This is a genomic window from Agaribacterium haliotis (assembly GCF_002312815.1).
Classification (GTDB): Bacteria; Pseudomonadota; Gammaproteobacteria; order Pseudomonadales; family Cellvibrionaceae; genus Agaribacterium; species Agaribacterium haliotis.
Map to the genome: position 1 here is coordinate 196,740 of NZ_NKQJ01000007.1, position 18,741 is coordinate 215,480.

Here is an 18,741-nt window from a genome sequence, read left to right on the forward strand (position 1 = left end):
GTACGCAACACAGTTCATTTAATGATGTAACGAGATGCTAGGAGCGAAGCTTGCACTTAAATGAACAACATTGACCATCTATTGGTATCTGTATGTTTTTCTGTGCACTGTTCTGCACGAATGCTGCTGGGTTGCCGGCTGTGAAAGTGTAAAAATACAGTGCCGGGCTTATGCATGCCCAGAGCAATAAATTGGTCCTACCTGCTTATTGCAGCAATTAAATAGCCGGGACAGGCATTTCTTAACAGGGTTTGGAAGACAAATAAAAGGAGCTAAAAATGGGGCAGCAGTTTGACCAGTTGCAGCAGCAACATATCGAGTTTATTGGCCAGCAGCAGATGTTTTTTGTTGCCACCGCCGCAAGTGACGGACGGGTAAATATGAGCCCCAAGGGGGCGGATAGTTTGCGTGTAATCGATGCAAATAAAATTGCCTGGATGAATTTAACCGGCAGCGGCAATGAGAGTGCTGCGCACGTATTAAAGCAAAGCCGCATGACCATAATGTGGTGTGCCTTTGACGGCGCGCCGCTTATTTTGCGCAGCTACGGACAGGCGCAGGTCTTACATCGCGCCGATAGTCTGTGGCCCGATTACATCAAGTTATTTCCAGCCAGCGCCGGGGCGCGGCAAATATTTATACTCGACATCGACTTGGTGCAGGCAAGTTGTGGTATGTCGGTGCCTTTATACGACTATGTCGAACAGCGCGCAGCGTTAAATAACTGGGCTGAAAAGATTGGTGACGAGGGTATTCAGCGCTACTGGTTAAAGAAAAACCAGCGCAGTCTTGATGGTTTTGATAGCGAAATAAAACAACGAGCTGCTATTTCTTACAGCGAATAACAAGTAAAGTGCTGCCTGAATTAGCCCGGTTGCGGGCGTGTACCAAGGGGAAATGGAAATGACGATTAAAAGCCGTGCTGCAGTGGCCTTTGCTGCGGGAAAACCACTGGAAATTGTAGAGGTGGATGTAGCGCCACCTAAAGCCGGGGAAGTGCTGGTGCGCCTGGTGGCGACCGGTGTTTGCCACACTGATGCGTTTACCTTAAGCGGAGACGATCCCGAGGGCATTTTCCCGTCTATTCTCGGCCATGAGGGTGCCGGTGTGGTTGAGGCAGTCGGTGAAGGGGTTAGCTCGCTTGCCGTTGGTGATCACGTTATTCCTTTGTACACGCCGGAGTGTGGCGAGTGTAAATTCTGTAAGTCGGGCAAGACCAATTTGTGTCAGGCGATACGCAGCACTCAGGGGCAGGGTTTGATGCCCGATGGTTCCAGCCGTTTTAGCTATAAAGGCGAAACAATTTTTCACTACATGGGCACCTCAACCTTTAGTGAATATACGGTTGTGCCCGAGATCGCTCTGGCAAAAATTAATAAGGCTGCGCCGCTCGATAAAGTCTGTCTGCTTGGCTGTGGTGTCACCACCGGTATTGGTGCGGTATTAAATACGGCAAAAGTTGAGCCCGGTTCAAGTGTTGCCGTATTTGGTTTAGGTGGCATTGGCTTGAGTGTGATTCAGGGTGCAGTGATGGCCAAAGCTGAACGCATACTGGCGGTTGATATCAATGAAGATAAATTTGAAATGGCCAAGGCGCTCGGCGCGACGGACTGCGTCAACCCCAAAAACTACGATGCGGCTATTCAAGATGTCATTGTTGAGCTGACCGATGGCGGTGTCGACTACAGCTTTGAGTGCATTGGCAATGTAAACACTATGCGCTCCGCGCTTGAGTGCTGCCACAAAGGTTGGGGTGAGAGTGTCATTATCGGCGTTGCCGGTTCCGGCCAGGAAATTAGCACGCGCCCATTTCAGTTGGTGACCGGGCGAGTCTGGAAGGGCACAGCCTTTGGCGGGGTCAAAGGGCGCAGCCAGTTGCCGGATTATGTAGAGCAATACATGAGCGGTGAAATTAAAATCGACCCGATGGTAACTTATACAATGGGGCTGGAAGATATCAATAAAGCCTTTGATTTAATGCACGATGGTAAAGCTATCCGTTCGGTCATCGAGTTTTAAGATGAAACAAATTGCTGAAAATTTGTGTTTTGGCGGCCGCCAACTGCGCTTTGAGCACGAAGCGCAGTCGACGTCTTGCACCATGACGTTTTCTGTGTTTTTGCCACCACAGGCACAGAGTGAAGCTTGCCCGGTACTTTACTGGCTGAGCGGTTTGACCTGTAGTGACGAAAACTTTGTGCAAAAAAGCGGCTTCCAGCGCAAGGCCGCCGAGCTCGGTTTGATTGTGGTCGCGCCGGATACCAGCCCGCGCGGTGAAGGTGTTGCCGATGATGCCGATGGCGCCTGGGATTTTGGCCTTGGTGCAGGCTTCTACCTCAATGCGACTAAAGAGCCTTGGTCTCAACACTATCGCATGTATGACTATATCGTCACTGAGTTGCCGGCTTTAATTGAAAAGAGCTTTGCAACAAACGGCCAGAAATCCATCAGTGGCCACAGCATGGGTGGTCACGGCGCACTGACAATTGCCTTTAAAAATGCTTCGGCCTATCAATCGGTCAGTGCTTTTGCGCCAATTGTCGCACCTATACAAGTGCCGTGGGGGCAAAAAGCTTTTGCCGGCTACTTGGGCGAAGATCAAACAAGCTGGCAAGATTACGACAGTTGTGAATTACTGCGTGCGCATGCTGCGCAATTAAAGGCGATGCCAATTAAAATTGATCAGGGCGCGAGCGATAGTTTTCTTGAGCAGCAGTTAAAACCTGATTTATTGCTGGCCGCTGCTAAAGAGCAGGGTATCGAGCTGAACTATCAGCTTCGAGACGGGTACGATCACAGCTATTTTTATATTGCTAGTTTTATTGACGAGCACTTGGCGTTTCACGCCGCTCAGCTGCGTAAATAAGGGCGTTGTGCTCACCGTATTGGTAAAAAGCCGAGCTTATGCTCGGCTTTTTTATTGCCGCCTTTAACGGCGGTGCTCACTGATTTAACTGGGCATTGTTTTTACAGTAAGTGATTCGCTTAGCGAATATTGTAGCCTTTGGTTTCCATGCAGGCTTGCATGGCGCGGTTAAAATCACTGTGTTGCTTGTCGAGTTGAGCTTGAGCCTGTTGGCGGATTTTTTGTTCGTGCGCACCGGCGCTGGCCTGTTTGTGTTGGTCTGCGGCTTTGGCCGTTGCTGCGGCACCGGCAACGGCGCCGGCAGCGCCGGCTTGGGTGCGATCATTGTTGTTCCAGCGGCCGACGGTCGAGCCGATAATGGCTCCGCGGGCAGCGCCGCGAGCGACAGCGCGATTTTCGCCCTGCATTTCTGGGGCTGGATTTTCTGCCAGCATCTTTTGAGCTAATTCATCGCTGCTCGGTGCTTTGTTTGGATCAAACTTGCTTTGTTCTGCCGCCCAGCTGTGGCATTGCCCTTTTTCTTCTTCAACCTGTTCAGGGCTTTGGTTGTTGGTTGGGAAATAAAAGACTTCACTGGCGTATGCGCAACTAAAAAAAGCCAGTGCGCCGTAAACAAGTGAGCTGTTGCTAAAAATTTTTTGAAAGATCTTCATTGCTGATTCCGCGGGTATTGTGCTGATCTGGCGTATTTGCCGATGCTTGTACCGGGAAATTTTAGGTAAAGCCGGGTTGAAGGTCTAGTATCAAGGCTTTTAGTTTTTAATCGTCACAGTCAAAGCCGATGCGCCTGTCTATTTCGCGCGCGGTTGCAACAACATCCTTTATCAGTTGTTGTTCCTGTTGTTTATCGATGCTGGCGCTAAGGCTGGCAACATTAACGGCGGCGACCAAACCGATACCGGCCTGGCCAACAAATGCCGAGCAGTTGCTGATGCCCGAAGTCAGTTCACTTTCGGCAAGTAAATAGCCGTGCTCTTTTATGTTTTCTAATTCAGCCAGTGTTTGTTGCTGCTGTTTTTTCCCCAGTTTATTCCAGTCTTCGCTGCCATCGAGCAATACCTTGCGCGCTTCTTTGGGGTAGTTGGCGAGAATGACTTTACCTGAGGTGGTGTTAAGCAAGGGGAACAGTGTGCCTTCGGCGATGCTAAGGCTAACTGGATGGGGGCTTTTTACCTGGCTGGCAATCATTAATTTGCCTTCGTGCGGCACACTTAAATAGCAGGCCAGACCGTGTTTTTCTGCAAGCGCCAGCATCGGCTGGTGGGCTGCGCGACGCATTTGTTCAACTGGGCTGTGGGCGTGACTCAAGGTGTAGAGTTTTAAGCTCAAACGATATTTGCCCGAGTTTTCGTCGCGGTGGATGTAGCCACGAGCTTCCAGTACAACAAGTACGCGATAGAGCTCGTTGGGGGTGCGCTCCAGGCCCTGAGCGATTTCCGCTTGGGAGCGAGCTTTGGTTTCGCTGGCCAGAAACTCGAGAATTTCAAGCCCTTTGTCGAGGGCGGGGGCGCTGTATTTGGCGGCTTTACTCATTGTTTTGTTTGTTTGGCTCATATCTTTTTTACCCCCCTATCTTAACCCGAAGCTCAGTGAGCTTGTGTGAGTTGGCGTCTGATTTGGGCTGTTTTTATCTATGCTGGTCCAATGAACAGCTTTAGCACTTAAAAACCTTGGACTTAGCGCAAAAAAATTGAGTCTTTTGTGGCTTTGGCTATTGTGCCATAGAAACTTTGCTATTTATAATTGAATCATTCATTCAAATATGAATTTTCTTGTTTGGCCTTACTTAGACAGGCAGTGCGCAGCAGGCGCTGAGTGCTAAGGGCAACAGGGCATTCATTTATCTAATAAAAGGTAGCGATGAGCGATGAGCAATAAGACGATAGAACTAAAGGGCATTACCTGGAGTCACACCCGCGGTTATGTGCCAATGACTGCAACGGCCCAGCGCTTTGAAGAGCTGAACCCCGGCGTGCGTATCAGCTGGAACAAGCGTTCTTTGCAGGCCTTTGCCGATGAGCCCATCGATCAGCTTGCTGAAAAATACGACTTGCTGGTTATCGACCACCCTTGGGCGGGTTTTGCCGCGCACACCGGTGTGATTGTTGCGCTGAATGACCACCTGCCAGCTGAGTTCCTGCAAGACCAGGCCGATAACACCGTTGGTCACAGCCACGAGAGTTATAACTACAACGGCAAACAAGTGGCTCTGGCCATTGATGCCGCGACTCCGGTTGCCTCTGCGCGCATGGACCTGCTTGAAGCTGAAGGTGTCGGCATGCCGCAAACCTGGGATGACCTGATGGCTCTGGCCAAAAAAGGCAAGGTTGCCGTTCCGTCCATCCCTCAGGACACCCTGATGAACTTCTACATGCTTTGCTCGACCATGGGTGAAGACGTGTGTCAGAGCGACGACAAAGTCGTCAGTGATGAGATCGGTATCAAAGCTCTGCAGATGCTGCGTGAGCTCAGTGTGAACCTCGACCGCCGCTGCTTCGACTGGAATCCAATTCAGGTATATGAAGCGATGACTCAGAGCGACGATTTTGCATACTGCCCATTTGCCTACGGTTATTCGAACTACGCCAAGCCGGGTTACGCGCGCAAGCTTTTGAAATTTGCCGATACCGTTAGTCTGCCGGGCACTGACCGTCTGTGTACGACGCTTGGTGGCACCGGTCTTGCGATCTCTGCGAAAAGTGCAAACAAAGACATCGCCGCTAAGTACGCTGAGTTTGTAGCGAACGAAGCTATGCAGAGCGGTTTTTATATCGAGTTTGGCGGTCAGCCGGGTCACCGCAAAGCCTGGACTTGTGACTACGCAAACGAGACCACCGACAACTACTTTAAAGATACTTTGCCAACTTTGGACCGCGCTTACCTGCGCCCTCGTTACCACGGTCACATGTTCTTCCAGGACAACAGCGGTGCACCGATTCGCGAGTACTTGATGAACGGTGGTGATGAACAAGAATTGCTGAATAAGCTGAATGAACTCTACGTAAAATCTAAAGGTATCACCCTGTGAGTTTACCCCTCGAAGGTTTAACCGTACTCGAGTTTAGTCAGTACCTGGCCGGCCCTTATGCCGGCCTGCGTCTGGCCGACCTCGGCGCGCGTGTTATCAAAGTGGAGCGCCCTAAATACGGCGACGCTTGCCGCTCTCTGGCCACTAAAAATATGTGGGCCGATGGCGACAGTGTTTTGTTCCACACAATTAATCGCAACAAAGAAAGTTACGCCGCGAACTTAAAAGATCCGGCCGATGTTGAGAAAGTTAAAAAACTCATTGCTCAAGCCGATGTTGTGACCCACAACTTCCGCCCGGGCATCATGGCTCGCTTGGGGCTCGACTATGACACTGTTAAAGGATTAAACCCCGGCATCGTTTACGGCGAAGTCAGTGGTTACGGTGAAGAGGGCCCGTGGAAAGACAAACCCGGCCAGGACTTATTGGGCCAGAGTGTCAGTGGCCTGACTTGGTTGACCGGCAAAGGTGACGCAGCTCCTACGCCTATGGGTATTGCTGTGGCCGATATGTTGACGGGCACCCACTTTGCTCAAGGTTTATTGGCTGCTCTGGTGCAGAAAAAGCGCACAGGCAAAGGCGCCAAAGTGACCGTCAGCTTGCTCGAAAGCATACTCGACTTCCAGTTCGAAGGTTTGACCGCGTTTTTAAATAACGGTCAGCAACTGCCTGAGCGCAGCGCGGTAAATCATGCCCACGCCTATCTCGGCGCACCTTACGGTATTTACGATACCAAAGACGGCCAGATTGCGATCAGCATGGGTGATTTAAAACTGCTGTGTGAAAGCATAGCCTGTGAAGGCCTTGAAGCTTATTACGATGTCGACAAACAATTTGTTGAACGCGATCTGATTAAAGCCAAACTTGCCGAGCACTTTGTAACTGCCGATAGCAGTACTTGGTTAAACAAGCTTGAAGACGTTGGCTATTGGTCTTCGCCTGTACTCGATTACAAACAGTTGAGTCAGCAAGAGGCTTACAAGGTTCTGGAAATGGAACAAAAAGTTAGCCGTGCCAATGGCGTCAGCGTGACAACCACTCGCTGCCCAATTCGTTTAAACGGCCAAAAACTGAGCTCAAGTAAAGCCGCGCCGGTCATTGGCTCTGCTAACGAAAGCTTAACAGAGGAGTTCGGACTATGAGTAAGTTATTAGATGGTCTGACGATACTCGATTTTACTCAGTTTTTGTCGGGTCCTGCGGCGACCTTACGTCTGGCTGATCTCGGTGCTCGCGTTATTAAAGTTGAGCACTTTGAAAATGGTGATCTTAGCCGGAGCATTTATGTCTCTCACTTTAATGTGGCTTCCGAGAGTGCGTTTTTTCAGGCGATTAATCGCGGTAAAGAAAGCCTTAAAGCTAATTTAAAAGATGTGGAAGACCTAGCTCTGGTTAAGCGTATTGCCGCTAAAGCTGACGTTGTTGTTCACAACTTCCGTCCGGGTGTGATGCAGCGTTTAGGTTTGAGTTTTGACGAGCTTAAACAAGTTAATGACAAATTAATTTACGCTGAAATCAGTGGTTACGGCGCCGAAGGCCCCTGGGCTGAAAAACCGGGGCAAGATTTGCTGCTGCAAGCCGTTAGTGGTTTGACGAGTTTGAGTGGCTCGGACAGCGATGGTGCTGTGCCGATGGGTTTAGCGATTGCCGATTATCTCGCTGGCAACCAGCTGGTGCAGGGCATATTGGCGTCACTGCTTGGTGATGAGGCGACTCTGGTTCAGGTTTCTATGTTGGAAGCGATACTCGATTTCCAATTTGAGCCTCTGACTTTGTTTTATCAAGACGGTGAGTTACCCGTACGCGGTGAGCAAAACTCTGCCCACTCTTTGGTCGGTGCACCCTATGGTTTGTATCAGTGTGCCAATGGTTATATCGCTTTGGCGATGGGTGCTGTGCCTAAGTTGGGCGAGCTGCTTGGCTGTGATCCGTTGTTGGAATACACCGATTCGAGCCGCTGGTTTGCTGAGCGTGATCAGATTAAGAAAATTTTGGCGGATCACTTGGTTTCAAATACCTGTGAGCACTGGCTTGGCATTCTTGAGCCTGCCGATATTTGGTGTGCTCAGGTAATGAATTGGCAACAGTTGTTGGCGCACGATGGTTTTAAAGTGCTGGATATGTTGCAAGAGGTAGTAGGTTCGGCTGGTTCTTATCAGACTACAAGATGCCCGATTCGTTTTGATGATCAGCTGATTAAGAATTCTGTTGCAGCGCCTGTATTGGGTGAACATAGCGATCAGATTCGATCAGAGTTTTCGTGAATACCGGCTAAGTGCCAAATTAGAGTTCGTATATGAGCGACATATTATTAGAAAAACAAGGTGGCGTTGCGACGCTGACCTTTAACCGACCTAAAGCCAATGCATATAACCTGGCTTTTTATCAGGCTTTTTATGATGCCGTTGTAGAGGCTGATAAAGACGAAGAGGTTGGTGCGGTCATTATTAAAAGCAGTTCGCCAAAGTTCTTTTGTGCGGGTGCGGATATTAAAGAGTTTCAGGAGAACTCGACTGAAGATAACCAGAAAATGGTTGTTAAGGCGCGTGAGACTCTGGCGGCGATTGAAAAAAGTGGCAAGATTTTTATTGCTCAGTTGAGCGGCCACGCCCTCGGTGGTGGTTTAGAGATTTTGATGGCCTGTGACCTGCGTTTTGCGGCTGAAGGGCAATACTTGCTAGGCCTTCCGGAAATTAAACTCGGTTTAATCCCCGGCAACGGTGGCACCCAGCGTCTTGTGCGTTTGGTTGGTTTGAGCAAGGCACTGGAACTACTGGCAACTGGTGATACTTTTAATGTGGTCGAGGCTGATAAGTGGGGTTTGATTAACCGCCTGCTGCCCGCAGATGAATTAGAAGGCTACGCTCAAGCTTACGCTGAGCGCGTTGCTTCTGGCCCTGCTTTAGCTGTTGCGGCGACTAAAAAAGCATTGCGTCAGGGTATTGAAGTGAGCCTGGCCGATGGCCTTGCTTTAGAAAAAGAACTCTGTGATCCGCTTTACGATACTCATGATGCGGATGAAGGTTTTAAAGCATTTTTAGAAAAGCGTGAGCCGGTATTTAAAGGCTGCTAACTGTTATTGAATTTGGCACTAAGGGTGGGGCCGTGAGCTGTGTTATCAGACCGTCGGCAGCAGGGTCGCTACACGGATGTAGTTTATTAGGACAATGCAGGAGCAATTGTCGAATGCTGTCGTCGAGCCCCCACGGAAGGGCCCCTCCTTGAGCGTAGCGAAAGCTACTAGGAGGGCGTGTCTGAGAATACAGCTCACGGCTTCACCCGAACCAACTACGAAGCAACAATTAAACAAATAAGATATTTGCTAAGAGGACTTAACTAATGGCAACTGATATCAAGCACTACCCTTGTTACATTGACGGCGAATGGGTTGAGTCCTCGTCGGGTGCAAAGTTTGACGTTGAGAACCCCGCGAACGAAGAAGTGTGGGCAACGGTTCCAGACTGTACTGTCGACGATGTTCAAAAAGCGCTGGCAAGTTCGCAAGCGGCTCAACTTGCCTGGCAAAACACGCCGGCAATTGAGCGCGGTCGCTGGCTGATGAAAATCGTTGAGGCTTTAAAGCCCAAGCGCGATCACTTTGCCAAATTGTTAGTTCAGGAGCAGGGTAAAACTTTGCCTGAAGCCTACGGCGAATTTGACGATACCCTGAATTATTTGACGTATTCTGCCGAAGCTGCACGGCGCATTGAAGGTAATATTTTCCCAAGCGATCAAGCAAATGAGCAGTTGTGGATTCAAAAAGTTCCCTATGGTGTAACACTGGGCCTTTGTGCTTACAACTATCCGCTGGCACTGATCGGTCGCAAAATTGGCCCCGCGTTGGTTACCGGCAATACCATGATTTTAAAAGCTCATGAGGCAACTCCGGTAACTGCTTCTGAGTTCTGTAAAGTCGTTGAAGAAGTTGGTTTACCAAAAGGGGTTATTAATTTAATTAGTGGCAAAGGCATAGAAACCAGCGCCGCGTTGGTGAAAAGCCCGACAACACGCCTGATCAGCCTGACTGGTTCAACACCTGCTGGTAAAGCTATTTTTAAAGCGGCCGCCGATAACGTTGCCGGCCTGGTACTTGAACTCGGTGGTAAGGCGAACTTCATCGTACTTAACGATGCGGATCTCGATAAAGCCGTCGAAGCTGCAGTTATCAGCCGCTATGCCAATTCTGGCCAAGTGTGTATTTGTAATGAGTTGGTACTGGTTGAAGAGGGTATTGCCGAAGAATTTACCCGCCGTGTAGTCGAGCGTACCAAGCAAATCACCTACGGCGATCCAATGGCTGATTTCAATATGGGCCCAAGCGTAACCGGCGCTTCTATTTCTCGCATTCACAAGTTGCTTGAAGACAGTGTTGCGATGGGAGCAAAAGTTGAAGTTGGCGGCGGCCGCCCAGAAGGCGCTGAATTTGAAAAAGGCCACTGGTACAAACCAACGGTTGTCAGCGGTGTTAAGCGCGACATGCCTCTGGCTGCTCAGGAAATCTTTGGCCCAATTATGCCGATTATTACGGTGAAGAATTACGAAGAAGCGCTCGATATTTGTAATGATCGTGAAGATGCGCTGTCGTCGTATATTTTTACTCAAAATGTAAAAACTATTTTCCATGCCATCAACCATATGCAGGTTGGTACGGTGTTTGTGAACAAGATGATTTGCGGTTACATCCAGGGTTACCACAGTGGCCATAAAACCAGTGGTACAGGTGGTGAAGATGGCGTTTACGGTATCGAAAACTACCTGCAAAAACGCGCAATTTATTTTAGTTACGACTAATTAGATATAGATCGTGCTGGGGCAGGGCTTGGTCAAGCCTGCTGGGACACGCCGTGAATACGTCCGTGTAGGCTTCGCCGCCGCATCCATGCGACAGAGAGTTCCCATCAGACTTGCCCAAGCCCAGCCTTTGTACATCATGCCAAGTCTAAATGGGCTCAGTTTGAATTTTATTAATTCTATATTGGTTTGACTTGGCACTGCGTACAGAAGGTGTTTCGGCACAAGCTTTATGGACCATCTGCCGCATGGATGCGGCGGCTGAGCGTACAGGGAAGTATTCACAGCGTGTCCAGAAAGCTTGTGCCGAAACGCCCCGAAGCACGATATAAAAGACTTTTAAAAGAATTTAATTTGGTTTTAAGCCCGCCATGTTCAGGGCTTAGTATTGAGGTGAAAAACATATGTCTCGCATCACACATAGTTTAAGTGGTACTCGTTGGCAAATGGAGCGCATGCGCCCTGGTCAAGGTGAAATTGAAGGTTTGCACCTGCTGCCTTCCGAATACCAAGGTACGCATTTTAGTTGGAACTTTGCCAAAGTCCCCGGTGATGTTTATACCGATCTGACTATGGCCAATGAAATTTCCGACCCTCTGTTTGGCCGCAATATGCACCGTGCAAAATGGGTGGCTGAATACGAGTGGTGGTACAGCTTGCGTTTTGCTGTGCCTGAAGAAATGAAAGGCAAAAAAATTCGCCTGATTTTTGAAGGTGTCGACTACAGCTGTGACGTTTGGTTAAACGGCACCAAGCTCGGCAGCCACGAAGGTATGTTCAGCGCATTTGAATTTGATATTACCGACGTTGCAAGCTGGGAAGACTGGCGCGACGGTTCCAACATGCTGATGGTTAAACTGAACCCTCCACCGAAAAACTATCGCAACTGCGGCGGTAAAAAGGTGAACTTCAGTGGTGACTACTTCTCTGGGCTTGTGCCGTTTGGTATCTGGCGGCCAGTGCGCCTTGAAGCTACCGAGCTGGTGCGCATCGACAGCATCCGTTCAGATGTGACTGTACAGGCTGAAGATAAAGCCACTGTTGAGGTGACTTACGATATTTTCAACCATACCAACGATAGCCAAAAAGTGCAGTTGAGTACTTTGCTCAAAGGCCACAACTGTGAGACTCACGAATTTAACCAGAGCCAGGAAGTTGTGGTTGAGCCGGGCCTGAATCAGGTGAGTACAACCGTGGTTGTCGCCGACGCCAAACTCTGGTGGCCGTGGGATATGGGGGATCAGAACCTGTATGAACTCAGCGGTAAGCTTGAAAAAGAGGGCGCTGAACTCGATTCCGCTTCTGAGGTGATTGGCCTGCGTGAAGTAAGCATGGCTTTCAACGAAGAATTTACCCGCGAAGAAGCGGAATTCCCGTGGACCTTTATGATCAACGGCAAGCGCCACTTCCTGCGCTCGGCGTGCTGGGGGGGGCAGCCTAGTTTCTTCTACGGTCGCAACAACTTGAAGAAGTACGAAGATCGTTTGGCGATGGTCAAAGAAGCCAATATCAACAACCTGCGTATCTTCGGCTGGCATCCACCTGAGATCCCTGACTTCTATCGCATTTGTGATGAGCTCGGTATCACCGTGTGGACCAACTTCACTCTGGCGACCCAAGCTTACCCTGAAGACCAGGAGTTTATCGATGGCGTACTGCACGAGTGTGTGGCGACTGTAAAAGAGCGTCGCAACCACCCGTCGAACATTTTCTGGATGGGCGGTGAGGAAGTGTTTTTCTCCGGTGCGCACGAGCGCAGTGGTAACAAGAAGCTGATGGAAGTGATTGGTGACACCGTTGCCGAGTACACCAATGTGCCTTATGGCCTGGCGTCACCGCTGAGCTCTCAGAGTGCGCAGAATATCGGCTTTAAAGCGCACGAGAGTGTGCACGCAAACGAGCACTATTATCAGGGCGGTCTCGAATTTATGGAGGAGTACTATCCTTCACTCGACGTCTGCATCATCCCTGAACTGACTGCTGCGTCTGCGCCGAGCATTCCGAGCCTGAAGAAGTTCATCCCGGAAGACGAGTTGTGGCCAATGGGTCCAAGCTGGGCTTACCATTGGGCGGATATCGACATTCTGATCAACCTGAACTACGAAGTCTTTGGCGACTACAAAATGGGTTCACTGGAAGAGTTTGTTGAAGCGACCCAGATGGCTCAGGCGACAGTTATTCAGTTTGCTCTGGAAACCTATCGCCGCCGCAAAGGCCGCATGAGTGGTGTCAGTCTCTGTCACTTCATCACCCACGTGCCTGACATCAAGTGGGGTGTGGTTGATTATTACGGTGAGAAGAAGATTGCCTTTGACTGGCTGAAGCGCACCTACGAGCCGCTGTTGCCTAGTTTGCATTTCGCCAAGCGTCGCTGGAATGCCGGTTCTGAATTCACTGCAGATCTGTGGATTCTCAATGACCGTCAGTACGGCTTCGACGGCTTGACTCTCGACTGGCAAGTGCTGAAAGACGGCGCGGTTCAGAAAGAGGGCAGTGTTGCCGCCGACGTTGAAACCGACAGTGCGAAGAAGTTCAGCGACCTGAGCTGGACCTTGCCTGCCGATGCTGAAGGCACTTTCGAAGTCGCTCTGAGTCTGAAAGACAAAGACGGCAACGAGCTGAGCAACAACCACTACACCCTGTTGGTTGGCGATCAGGATGAAGCCAAAGCGAAGAGCATTGAGTACTTAAATGGCGCACTGGAGAAGTTCTACAAGTGCGGCCACAGTATCTATCGCTTCTTCCCGGAAATGTGGGATATGGACTAAGTGGTAATTGTAGTGCTGGGGGAGGGTACTCCCCGGTTCTGCGCGGGGTGGGTTGCGGTGAAGCCTTTCAGGACTCGCCGTAAACCCTTCCCTGGGGGCTCCGCCGCGCCTTCCTTGGCGCAGAGGGTCCTGAAAGGCTTCACCGCAACCCACCTGTTGAGCGATGTGCTAATCCTCTTTAGCGCTTAATTGAATAGGTTGAGAAATAGAAGAATAAGGAGGCCAAGATGGCTAAGCATATTGTTATGAGTGAAAACGCCGGGGCGAGTGTTCTGGCTCAGCAGAATGCCCCTGAATTTAGTTCAGCAGACTTCCCGGAAGGATGGAGTGGTGCGGGGCTTGAGGCGTCGGGCGTGTTTATGTTTGTGCTCAAGCTCGAAGAGGGCGCAGCAGAATTCGACATCCATGCCTCAGAAGATCAGTGGTTGGCCTATGTTGTCAGTGGAGCCGGTACTTTATTTGCTGGCACGGCTGAGAATGTTAAAACTGAAGGCATGGCTTACGAGGCTGGTGACTTTATTACTTTTGAAGCCAACACCCCGCACGGTTGGCTTGGCGATGGCAATGAGAGCCGCCTGTTGTTTGTTAAGCAGGCTTAGGGTTGGCTTACTTAAGCTAGGAAACTAAGTCGCCAAGCATAATTTCTATGCTTTTAAGGCCTCGGGAACCTTGTTGCCCGGGGCCTGTCTGAGGTCTTGGCAGCAAGGCTTCAGACGTTCCCTCCATCTTTACTAAGTAGCTGATAACCTGTACCGTGACTGCCCATTTAAGTGGCGCTTCTAGGCTTTGCCCCAATTCAAAGCGCATAAGTATAAAACAGCGGATAGTCAGCGATGTATAAACGCCTCCCGGCCCTTGGTTTTCTTATTTTTAGCACTCTGTTCCTGCTTGCCTGTGAAGGTACCAAAGACCTCGAAGGCAAATCTTCGGTAACGGAAGATCTGCGCCTGAAAAGCATAGCTGTTACTGGCTATGAGCTAAGCCCTGCTTATGACCCCGACAATGTAGGGCCCTATAATTTAAGTGAAGTGCTGCCAGCGGACACTGACTCGGTTGAGCTTGTTATCGGAGAAGCTTTTGGTGAGGGGCTCGAGATAGTCGCCTACCGCTCGGTCTCCGGAGGGCTTGGCCAGCAGTTGCAAAGCGTAACACCCGGAACACCTCTTTCGTTCGATATTGATAAGGGCGATAACCTGCTGAACATTAAAGTGCTTGGCGACGATGGTAAGCAGTTTATTGAGTATCGAGTGAATGTTCATTTGTTAAGTGACGTTGCCGATTTGGGCGCGGTCACCTTTGACGACTTTAATACGAGCTCGAATGTTCTTGGTTGGGACACCAATAGTGATTTTGATCCCGATACAACTGAATATGAGTTGGATGCACCTTTTTCTTTGTGCTCGCTGGGTATTATTCCTTTTAAATTGGATCGTTATGCTTCTATCACGGTTGACGGTGTGCTTGCAGCCAGTGGTTCGCCGGTTTATTACAACCTTGAGGTTGGCGTAAACACATTTACCATTAGCGTAGAGTCTGAAGACGAGAGTGAGATAAAAGATTATCGTTTTACCGTTACTCGCGCCGAAGCTGGTGATGATCTTTCAGGTAATAATTTTTTATCTGACTTGGGTTTTTTAGATGTGCTGACCGGTGACAATATTCCTGATATTGATATTTCTGCATACCGCAGTTTGACATCTCGTTTATCCGGTGAACCGGCTTTCTCTAGCGGTTTTTATTGCATGGGGAGCACTTATGCTGTTCGAGTCAACGAAGGGCAAACTGAGCTTGATTTAAGGGCGGCGGCGATAGATCCTAGCCGCGTTCTCATGGTTAGTCAGGAGCTCGCAAGTAAAACTGTTGGAAGTACCAACTTTGTAACGTTAGTGGACCCTCAAGAGTGGAATCAAGCAGAGTTATATCGGCTGGATGATATAGAGGTCGGTTCAAATGATGTTCTTGGTATTAGTTTGGCCGCTGATTCTGACGGTGACTATATTGTCCATTATTTTGTTCAGGTAGTTCGTACCCCGAACACATGGGTTTATGCTGAGAGCGCGGCTGAGCTAAATAACGCATTAGAAAATGCAATGCCCAACCAAGAGATTATTGCTATCGGTGCTATTTCTGGTGAAGGAATTGAGACAGATGGTAATAAAACTGTATTTAGTTCTGCGGCTTCTGGTACGGAAGAGCAGCCAATCGTATTACGGGGGGTTGCTGCGACGTTGAGCCAGGCTAATGGTAGCGATGCTACGGTATTGAAATTAAGTGGAGATCACTGGGCTGTTAGCGGTTTGAGATTAACAGGTGGTGGGGTTGGCTTAGTTGCAGATGGGTTGAACAATAGCCAGCTATCCAATTTAACCATTGACACTATGGCAACTCGTGGAATGGTGTTTCAGAACGGGTCATCGAACAACAGCATCAACCGTATTAATTTGAGCAATATTGGCCTCGATGCTATTGCGGGGCAGGATCAAGGTGAGGCGATTGTTGTTGGCTCAAATCCGGATACATGGGGAGAATTAAATGCCTCTAACGACAATAATTTCTTTGGTGAAATAATAATAAACCCACCTGTTTATGGCGAGCTGATAGATATTAAAGAGGGCGTCAGTGGTAATCGCTTGATAAACCTTGTGGCCGATGCAAGTGCCGATGCCCAAGCAGCCGAGCAGGCCGGGATCGTGCTTATCAAAGGTAATGATAACAGTTTGCACAACAGCGCTGTTTTTAGCTCCGATACGAATGAGTTAACCGCGGCGGTGATTGTTGATAGTGCTGATCCTGCTTGGGGTAAGGGGAATAGTATTTTTAGTAGCTATTTTAATCTTAGTGGTGCTGAAACTGATATTGTGCACGCAACAGAAAATGCTGAGCGGGTTATTGTCGCCGATAATACTCGGGAAGATGAGGCTTCGGTTACATATAGCGGTGCTGCCATTGTAGAGCAGGAAGCTGCGCCTTATTTTCAATTGAAATGGACTTACTTTTACACTGATGATCAAGAGGAGCTTCAAAACAAGGAGTTATGTCTTGCTTACAGTGTTGTGAATACACTTGATAAAAATGGTAGCGTTACCGGCACAGCTCCGATAGTTAGTTCTGTGGAGTGTGATGAGCAGAGCAGTGTTCAAACATCTCAGAAGTGGCTTTTAGATTCTCAAGCTGACGGCTCTATTTTGATTCGCAATGCCTCAGAGTTGGAGCGCAAAGTGGGGCCCATCGGTGGAGGCTTTTTTACAAGTAGTGTTTCGGGCACCGATCCTTTAGGTTATTTCCCGGACAGCAGGACTGACCTTGAGCGTGCCAGCTTCTTGTTTTGGAGTATGCGATCAGTTTCCTCAACTGAGGTCGTGTTTGCTAATAAATTTAGTAGTGACTATGTGTTCAGTATGGTTGACCCGGTACTCAATTCTACCGGTAATGAAGATGACGCTTATAGGGCTTATGATACGGAATACCCAATGGGTTTTATCTCGCGTGACATTAATGGCACCCAGCAGGTTTTTGAACTTATCCAGTTAGACGACTAAAGATGAACTCAGGGCATAGAACACATTCTGCACCTTGTACCTGTGGTGCGAGGTGTTATGGTGCGAGAAGTTAAGAGGGATAATGGTGCTTAGTTGTTTCTCAATGAGCTTTGTTATAGCTGTTTATACACCCAATTTTGCTTAACATCGTCACATACAACCAGCTTTTCACCGAGCATCATGCACTGCGCTATAGATTGAGGGTGATTATTTCTATAGCGCGCTTTCACGCCGTTTTGACTTTTTTCGATTTTTAACTTGTTGTACATGTATTGAAATCGTTCGACAAAGTCCTGTTTGTCTTGTTTGCTTTGCCCATAAACCATTGCAAACTTGGTAAAAGACATGGTCGAATCCGCCAGGCCAATCATCAGCATCTTGTCAATATAGTGCGGATAGATATCGCTTAGGTACTGATGGTCCGTAGCCTGTTGATAGCTGGATGAGTGGCGCGCGGGGAAAATCAGCTGGTTGCCGGCTGAAAAAGCGTCGGCTTTTAATTGTTTATTTTTTTGGTTGCTTAGTAACTGAAAGCGAGCGTCTGGGCATCGGATTTGCGCTTCGTTAAGTTTGCAGTGTTCGAGCGTTGATGTTTGTTGGCGGTACTTTTTGTTGTGCTCTTGCTTGTCTTGTAATTTGTTATTCCGGTGCCGGTTAACAATAAGCTGTTCTGGGGCTGGTTGGCCCGAACGCGCTGAGGAAGGTGTAGTTAAAGGCGCTGCAGAGCTAGATGCAGAGGAAAAGCTTGAGCTTGCAGCGGTGCGCTTTGTGTTGTTCTTATACTGGCCTGTGCTCGATGTTTTTGTTAACGCCGGTTTCACTAACTCGATACCAAGGCGCCTGGCGTCACGTTTTAACAGCAGATACTGAACCTGCTCAGAGTTTTTCTTAAAGTCCTGAAGGCTCGGTAAACTGCTATTTGTGTTTTGAGCTTGAACTTGGCAATAGGCGTGTTCAAGCTGACTTTTTGCTTGTTGTTCACAGCTGGCAGCGCTTGTGGTTTGGCTTTGCAAAGCAAGCAGTGTGGTCAGCAGCTTGCTTGTCTTCACAAGTTTTGATTTGGCAACGCGTTTGATTTTAACGCTCATATACTATCTTTGCTGTCCGTTTGGCGCAGTTGCGCTTCGGCTTGATTGAGGTCTTCAGGGCTGTTGATATTTGTGAAAGCGCCTGCGTCTTGGCTGTTAAACTCAACGCCGCTACCGCCATATGTGCGGATAAATTTTCCAACAGCTAGTTGCCCGGATTTTAAGCTAAGTTCCAGTTTGTCGCACAGCTCGACGGACCAAAGTGCGCAGAGATAGTGATCTCTGCCGTGAAAACTTGCGTAGCTTACAGGGCTTTGGTGCTCGTTGGCGTGTTTGCCCAGCTGTTCTGCTAAGTCGAGCGGAACAAACGGGCAATCGACAGGGCAGCTTAATATATGGTGAAGCTGAGGGTGGTATTCGCGAACATGGCACATTGCACTGTAGATACCCGCGAGTGGGCCGAGGCGCTTTTGCCACGGGTCGAGAATATTTGGCAGGCCTGTTTCCGGATAGCTCTGGCGCTGGTTGTGCACACTAAGGAAAACTGAGTCCAGCTGGGCGCTTAATCGTTTTTGGGTTCTGTGCAGCAGGCTGGAGCCTGCGAGCTGGCACAGGGCTTTATCGGCACCGCGCATGCGCCGCGCTTCACCGCCGGCGAGAATGACCGCAGCGGTTGCGGTGTTAGAATAGCGAGTAGTCATGCCCCAAGAGTAAAGCGGCTT

At 49.2% G+C, this 18,741-nt stretch carries 15 protein-coding genes; 11 read left to right on the forward strand and 4 right to left on the reverse strand.

Going from position 1 to position 18,741, the window contains the following annotated elements:
* The first annotated feature begins 278 nt into the window (after positions 1-278).
* From CFK45_RS10055 to fghA, 3 genes are read left to right on the forward strand one after another with little or no spacing between them, the layout of a single operon-like run.
* Positions 279-845 (forward strand): pyridoxamine 5'-phosphate oxidase family protein, encoded by a 567-nt coding sequence (locus tag CFK45_RS10055; protein WP_096086315.1) that lies wholly within the window; start codon positions 279-281, stop codon positions 843-845.
* 58 nt (positions 846-903) lie between these two features.
* A complete protein-coding gene (locus CFK45_RS10060; RefSeq protein WP_204378448.1) occupies positions 904-2,019 on the forward strand; it encodes an S-(hydroxymethyl)glutathione dehydrogenase/class III alcohol dehydrogenase in 1,116 nt (371 codons plus the stop codon).
* Between the two features lies 1 nt (position 2,020).
* Positions 2,021-2,866 carry an S-formylglutathione hydrolase gene (gene fghA, locus CFK45_RS10065; RefSeq protein WP_096086316.1) on the forward strand — a complete coding sequence of 282 codons (846 nt, stop codon included), beginning with the start codon at positions 2,021-2,023 and terminating at the stop codon, positions 2,864-2,866.
* A 119-nt stretch (positions 2,867-2,985) separates the two neighbouring features.
* On the opposite strand, the gene CFK45_RS10070 is transcribed toward fghA, so the two are convergent.
* Entirely contained in the window at positions 2,986-3,519 is a 534-nt protein-coding gene (locus CFK45_RS10070; RefSeq protein ID WP_096086317.1) for a hypothetical protein, read from the reverse strand.
* Positions 3,520-3,625: 106 nt separating this feature from the next.
* Positions 3,626-4,420 carry an IclR family transcriptional regulator gene (locus CFK45_RS10075; RefSeq protein WP_239923630.1) on the reverse strand — a complete coding sequence of 265 codons (795 nt, stop codon included), beginning with the start codon at positions 4,418-4,420 and terminating at the stop codon, positions 3,626-3,628.
* 313 nt (positions 4,421-4,733) lie between these two features.
* Between CFK45_RS10075 and CFK45_RS10080 the strand changes: the two genes are divergently transcribed.
* The 8 genes from CFK45_RS10080 (at position 4,734) to CFK45_RS10120 (ending at position 16,991) form a co-directional block, all read left to right on the forward strand.
* On the forward strand, positions 4,734-5,894 hold the full coding sequence (locus tag CFK45_RS10080) for an extracellular solute-binding protein (RefSeq protein WP_096086318.1): 1,161 nt from the start codon (positions 4,734-4,736) through the stop codon (positions 5,892-5,894).
* On the forward strand, positions 5,891-7,036 hold the full coding sequence (locus tag CFK45_RS10085; protein ID WP_096086319.1) for a CaiB/BaiF CoA transferase family protein: 1,146 nt from the start codon (positions 5,891-5,893) through the stop codon (positions 7,034-7,036). Before CFK45_RS10080 ends, CFK45_RS10085 begins: the two co-directional genes overlap by 4 nt.
* Entirely contained in the window at positions 7,033-8,157 is a 1,125-nt protein-coding gene (locus tag CFK45_RS10090; RefSeq protein ID WP_096086320.1) for a CaiB/BaiF CoA transferase family protein, read from the forward strand. The genes CFK45_RS10085 and CFK45_RS10090 overlap by 4 nt, the downstream gene beginning before the upstream one ends.
* A 32-nt stretch (positions 8,158-8,189) precedes the next feature.
* The gene (locus CFK45_RS10095; protein ID WP_096086321.1) at positions 8,190-8,966 is read left to right on the forward strand and encodes an enoyl-CoA hydratase/isomerase family protein; all 777 of its coding nucleotides are present in this window, start codon (positions 8,190-8,192) and stop codon (positions 8,964-8,966) included.
* A gap of 266 nt (positions 8,967-9,232) precedes the next feature.
* Positions 9,233-10,684, forward strand: a complete 1,452-nt coding sequence (locus CFK45_RS10100; protein WP_096086322.1) for an aldehyde dehydrogenase family protein — start codon at positions 9,233-9,235, stop codon at positions 10,682-10,684.
* 404 nt (positions 10,685-11,088) lie between these two features.
* On the forward strand, positions 11,089-13,452 hold the full coding sequence (locus CFK45_RS10105) for a glycoside hydrolase family 2 protein (RefSeq protein ID WP_096086323.1): 2,364 nt from the start codon (positions 11,089-11,091) through the stop codon (positions 13,450-13,452).
* A 227-nt stretch (positions 13,453-13,679) separates the two neighbouring features.
* Positions 13,680-14,051 (forward strand): cupin domain-containing protein, encoded by a 372-nt coding sequence (locus CFK45_RS10110; RefSeq protein ID WP_096086324.1) that lies wholly within the window; start codon positions 13,680-13,682, stop codon positions 14,049-14,051.
* A 234-nt stretch (positions 14,052-14,285) separates the two neighbouring features.
* A complete protein-coding gene (locus CFK45_RS10120) occupies positions 14,286-16,991 on the forward strand; it encodes a cadherin-like beta sandwich domain-containing protein (protein WP_096086326.1) in 2,706 nt (901 codons plus the stop codon).
* 113 nt (positions 16,992-17,104) lie between these two features.
* Here CFK45_RS10120 and CFK45_RS10125 read toward each other — a convergent pair whose 3' ends face one another.
* Both CFK45_RS10125 and mobA read right to left on the reverse strand, forming a co-directional pair.
* Positions 17,105-18,079, reverse strand: a complete 975-nt coding sequence (locus tag CFK45_RS10125) for a hypothetical protein (protein WP_096086327.1) — start codon at positions 18,077-18,079, stop codon at positions 17,105-17,107.
* Positions 18,076-18,720: a molybdenum cofactor guanylyltransferase MobA gene (gene mobA, locus CFK45_RS10130; protein ID WP_096086328.1), complete on the reverse strand. Its 645-nt coding sequence runs from the start codon at positions 18,718-18,720 to the stop codon at positions 18,076-18,078. Before mobA ends, CFK45_RS10125 begins: the two co-directional genes overlap by 4 nt.
* Between the last annotated feature and the right edge of the window lie 21 nt (positions 18,721-18,741).